General features: G+C 58.8%; 3 protein-coding genes and 2 pseudogenes. 3 read left to right on the top strand and 2 right to left on the bottom strand.

Translation table 11 applies throughout. The annotated features are described in order from the left end of the window. The coding region (locus tag AC1D06_RS41700; RefSeq protein ID WP_477991346.1) for a cold shock domain-containing protein at positions 1-2,095 on the top strand (2,095 nt) is incomplete at its 5' end. A 71-nt stretch (positions 2,096-2,166) separates the two neighbouring features. Here AC1D06_RS41700 and AC1D06_RS41695 read toward each other — a convergent pair. Beyond that, positions 2,167-2,733: pseudogene (locus tag AC1D06_RS41695) on the bottom strand (NAD(P)/FAD-dependent oxidoreductase); the annotation flags it as partial. Positions 2,734-2,875: 142 nt separating this feature from the next. Here AC1D06_RS41695 and AC1D06_RS41690 point away from each other — a divergent pair. Next, a complete protein-coding gene (locus AC1D06_RS41690; RefSeq protein ID WP_477991345.1) occupies positions 2,876-4,093 on the top strand; it encodes a hypothetical protein in 1,218 nt (405 codons plus the stop codon). A gap of 106 nt (positions 4,094-4,199) precedes the next feature. On the opposite strand, the pseudogene AC1D06_RS41685 reads toward AC1D06_RS41690, so the two are convergent. Continuing rightward, positions 4,200-4,938, bottom strand: a pseudogene (locus tag AC1D06_RS41685) (aldehyde dehydrogenase family protein); the annotation flags it as partial. On the opposite strand from AC1D06_RS41685, the gene AC1D06_RS41680 reads away from it, so the two are divergent. Further along, a partial coding sequence (locus AC1D06_RS41680) for an AraC family transcriptional regulator (RefSeq protein WP_477991343.1) occupies positions 4,937-5,347 on the top strand: 411 nt, incomplete at its 3' end. The pseudogene AC1D06_RS41685 and the gene AC1D06_RS41680 sit on opposite strands and share 2 nt — an antisense overlap.

The raw sequence follows: 5,347 nt of genomic DNA, 5'->3' as shown, positions 1-5,347 counted from the left end.
GTCTACCGACATCCCCGGGGAATTGGCGGSGGTGATCGAAGACGCCGTGCAATATCAGCGCGGGGAAACCATCTTCATCGTCGGCCCAAGCGGTGCCGGGAAGTCGACATTCGTCAGTCGCTTCTTTAAGAAAGTCCTACCCTCGAACCTTCGCGACCGATGCCTGCTCCTGACTCTGAATGCGGTCGACGCACAAGGCGACAGAGACGCGTTCATGAGTTGGATGACCGAGCGCCTAATCAAACAGATCGAAGTCGCGCACTTCAAAAGCGGCACACCGACGTTCGATGAACTTCAGGGCCTATATTATGGAGAGTACGTGAAACGGTCGGTCGGAATCGACGCGCCGCTCTACCGTTCGGATCGCGAGGCCTTCAAGAGGAAGTTCAGCGACGTGCTCGACGGGCTGATCAGCAATGATCGTCCAGGCTATCTTGAACGGCTCCTCTCGGACGCGATCAGCAACCGCAAGAAGTTGCCGATCTTTGTCGTCGACAATACGGACGAATTTCCCCCGGAGTTTCGAGAGGTCGTTTACCAATACTTCCAGGCACTCAAACGAGCGTGCAGCTACGCCCTCTTGATCTTCCCGATGACCGACCAGACCGCGTGGTCCTTTATGAGGACCAAGATTTTCAACGTCTATTCGAGCAAATCGTATTTTCTGCCGACACCATCGCCCAAGGAGGTGCTCCGAAAGCGCATCGACTATCTCAAGAAGCGGTCGAGCGAGAAAAGCGGAAACCACACTCCTGCGGAATACTTCAGCACCCAAGGATTCAAGGTGAAAATCCAGGATATCGAGGCCTTCTCTGCGGCGGTCGAAGACATATTCATAAACACGGATTTCCTGACTAACCACGTGGCCTTGCTCGCCAACTACAACATCAGGAAGACTCTGGACCTGTCGCGCAGGGTGATCACCTCGTCGATATTCCGGATCGACGAGATCATTAAGTCGTATGTCGCTGGGAAAAAGGTCGCGCCTAATTACCGGAAGTTCATGCAGGCACTGCTCCAGGGCGACTACAGCTATTATCGGCCGATCGAAAACCCCTATATCTATCCGATCTTCAACGTTTCAGAGAAGATACGATATTCGCCATTGCTTGGACTCCGTCTAATGCTCCTTCTGCGACAAGCAAAGACCAAAAACCAGACGATCGAGGAGAAGCATTGGATCATCTCCGACATCGTGTCCTACTTTGATGGCGCGGGTGTCGCCGAGCCCGCGACGAAACTTGTTCTGGAGCATTTGCTGGGTTCCGACCTGATCGAACCGTTCGATCTTTCGGACCGTGAAATTCACAACTCTCAGCGCGTCGCGGTGACGAGCAAGGGTTTGGCGCATCTGGACTTGGCGCTCTTCAACGATGCATTTTTCGCCCAGATGCTCTTCACCACGCGCATGAACGACCCTGAGATCGTGACCGAATTGAGGAGCATGAAGTCCGTCGACAAACTCGGCAAGGAGGCGTGGGGCACCATGTTTAAGGTGTTCGCAGGATACTTGCTCAAAGAGGACAGCCTAACCTGTTCCATTCCTGAGATCGACCGCTACGCCGTGCAACACGAATTCGCGCGCGAGTTCGAAGCCAGATGGGTCGTCCGGAAATTGACCAGCCGATTTGCGGAACCCAGTGCCCCCGAATATGACGGCGTCGTCGAGTGGTTCGACAAGATCAAGGGTTTTGGCTTCGTCCACGTTGACGCATTGCGCGAGAATGCGTTTCTCCACGCATCCGCGCTTGAGCGGTTCGGCGTCTCACAGGTCGCCAACGGCGAGCCAATTCGGGTGACGACAACGACCGGGCCACGCGGTCTCGCTGTCCAAAACGTATTGTCGATCGGAAGTGCCCAATCAGTCGGTAGCGATGTTCTTCATGACGGTGCCATCGTCCACGTCGCGAGGGAGAGAGGGTTCGGATTCATATCTTCGCCGACACTCGATGAGGACGCGTTCTTCCATTTTTCGGCCTTCGATGAGGAGCAGCGGCCGAAGCTGCGGGAAGGCCTGAAGGTGAGATTTGGCATTATCCAAGGGAGGGACGGTCGATCGTTCCAAGTCTCGAACGTCGCCTCCGTCGGGACCTGAGCGCTTTCTCAAGGAGACCCACTAGCTGATGACCGGGATGGTGATCAGACCTCATCCTTCAGCGTTTCCTTCTATGTGATCAGGCGCGCGGAGTGCAAGCCTGTCGCCGCCGTCCACACCCAGCTCAGCGCGACCGCGAGGCGGCTTCGCGTCCCCCTCAGAAAGTAGATGTGTGCGACACACCATACCCACCACGCCAACCAGCCTTTGAGCCGGAACTTGCAGAGTTCGATTACCGCAGCGTTCGGTCCTATGGTCGCGAGGTTACCGAGATGGCGATACCGGAACGCCGCGGGCTTGGCCGCGCCAGACAGCCTCGCCTTGATGACCTTGGCGACATAGCCGCCTTGTTGCTTCGCGGCGGGGTCGCTACCTGGAACTGGTTTGCCGTCCCACGTCGTCACCTGAGCGGTGTCGCCGATCACGAAAATCTCCGGGTAACCCGGCACTGTGAGATCGCTCTCGACGATGACCCTTCCGGCCCGGTCGGCTGTCGCCCCGATCCATTGACCAGCCTTCGACGCCTGCACGCCCGCGGCCCAGACCACTGTCTTGGCGGCGACGAACTCGTCACCGATTGCGATGCCTTGGGCAGAACAATCAGTGACCGGTGCGCCGACCCGGACTTCCACGCCGATATCGGAGCGACGTGAACCTCCGCCTCCGTTGAGGCGACAGTTTGATGTCATAACGATCTCCGGTGCGGAACGGCTTCCCGATGTACATGGGGAGGTTTAGACGTCTGTCGGCAAACAGGGACGATTCGCTGAGGAGGTCGCCATGACGGTCAATCAACAACAACCAGCGAACCCACCCGATCCGTTCTTCGACATGACCTACGGAGGCGATTGGAACGCCTGCATCGGCCGTCAAGGCGACCCCGAGAACTATATCGACGGGTACATGGAGGCTGCGATCGAACTCGTGGCGGCCGTCATCGACAAGCAGCAATACGAAAAGCGCGACACGCTCGCGATGCCGATCCTCTACAACGCGCGGCACGCGGTCGAGCTCACCCTTAAATATGCCATCGACCGGCTGCACGCCGGGGGCATCCTCTCCGACCGCGCCGAAAAGAACCACGACATCGTGGCGCATTGGCAGGTCTTGAAAGACGCGCCACACGCGGACTCCCTGATGTCGAGAATTGTCGACGAGCTCAAGCCCTTCATCGACAGCCTCAGGGGCATCGACGAAGACGGTCAGGAGCTGCGGTATGCCGAGACGCAGGACGGCAAGAAGAGCCTGGAGAGCAAGTCGCTGTGCGATCTCCAGCAGGTCCGCTCCAGTCTTACCGTGATGGCGGAACTGCTGAATAGGCTCAAATACCGATCCCTCGACCTCGTGTCTGAACGACGTACTGGCACCTTCACTCCAGTGCTGTCCCGCCGGGACCTGGGTGCACTTGCCAGAGGACTTCCTCCGCGCGCGGATTGGGATAGCGACGCATTCACCGAAGCGCGCACCAAGGCGATGGACACCTATGGCCTGAGCAGCCGCCGCTTTTCCGAGGCCTTGAAGGTCATCGAGGTGCATCGCGAAATGGGCGGGATGATCGGCATCGAGTTCGAATTGGCTCATCTGACGGACGACCACGCCCGGCTGGTCATGTCGGAATGGTCGAAAATCAATCCGCCACGAGGAGAAGACGGTCTGGAGATCGATTTCTTCAAGATCGACCGGGCCAAACTCGCGGTTGACTTCCGCGCCAGGCAAGCGGTGGAGAAGACCGTCGCCGACGCACTCTCTCTGGATGAAGTCGCCGACCTCGTCACGGTCTACTATCTCGGCAGAGACCGCGTTCCGTGCGAATACTACGACAGACGGCTCGCCGAGACCATCGCGGGGCTGGGCGAGAAGCGCAGAGCTCAAGCGGTCCACGATATCATGGCGAAGACAAATCTGCTGGGACAGACCGTTCGCGGGCTCATGTCGCTCGGACGAACGAGACTTGCGGAGGAACTGAAGGGGATGAGACCCGATCTCATAGTGGCGTAGCATCACACCGTGCCGTTGCCACCAGCTCCAGCGAGCGAAAAGTCACCGACGCGAAGACGCAGCTTCTCATGCCACACCCTCGTGTCCGGTCGCTCATGTCGGCTTGTCAGCCGTGGCCGACCATTGCCTTGATTTCCAGGTACTCGCTGAGTGCGTGGTGCCCGCTTCGCGGCCGTTGCCGGATTGCTTGTAGCCACCGAACGGCGCGAGAGCGTCCCATACCGGATAGTTGATGTAAATCGACCCCGCCCGCAACTTCGCGGCGACCTTGCGTGCATGGCCGATATCTCCCGACTGCACATATGCCGCCGGGCCGTAGGGCGTGTCGTTGGCGATCCGGGTGGCATCCTGCTCTTTTTAATAGGGCAGGATGCAGAGCACCGGTCCGAAGATTTCCTTCCGGGCGACGGTCATGTCGTTCGTGACATTGGCGAAAATGGTCGGACGCACGTAATAGCGATGATCGAGGCCCTTGGGTTTGCCGGGGCTTCGGACAAGGACCTTGGCTCCTTCCTCGATCCCCTTGGCGATGAGGCCTTGAATCTTGTCGAACTGGATTCCGCTCGCGGCGGGCCCCAATAGGGTCGATGGGTCCTTGGGGTCGGACACGGTTTGCCCTTCGGCGGTTTCAGCCGCGATGCGAAGCGCTTCGCAATACTTGCCCTTTGGCACGAGCATTCTGGTCGGGGCGTCGCAAGACTGGCCGCTGTTCGAGAAACATCCGACGACGCCGTCTCGCACCGCCGCTTCGAGGTCTGCGTCGTCCAGAATGATGTTCGCCGACTTGCTGCCGAGTTCTGGGTCACGCGCTTCACGGTGTCAGCTGCCGCCTTCGCGACGCGGATGCTCACTGACCTCCTTCTCGGCGACGTTCCCTTCGATTGCGGCTCGCGTTCCAAGCCGCACATGGTCATCGTGTGCGGGGGCACGGAAACAACGGCGAGCAAGGCGACGGCAGGCTGGCTGCGCAATGCCAGGAAGACCGGGCGCGAGATCGTCGGACTGGACACCGCACCCTTAATTCTCGCGTCAGCGGGTCTCCTTGAAGGGAAGACATGCACCATGCACTGGGAGATGATCCCAGTGTTCGAGGAGCGGTTCGGGGACAAGGCGCAAGTTTCGACCGCGCTGTACGAAGAGGACAACAGGATTTTCACCTGCGCAGGGCGGACCGCAACGCTCGACCTGATGGTCTATCTTGTCGAGAGACATCACGGTGAGCAGATCGCAAGCCGTGTTTGCGAGGTGATGGTG

Source organism: Rhizobium sp. P2_G2, assembly GCF_056403555.1.
The sequence above is the reverse complement of the archived record's forward strand: the minus strand, read 5'-3'. Positions and strand labels throughout refer to the sequence as shown.

Coding starts and splice junctions, on each gene's coding strand:
- AC1D06_RS41690 (WP_477991345.1), top strand. CDS start 2,876: ATGACGGTCAATCAACAACAACCAGCGAACCCACCCGATCCGTTCTTC.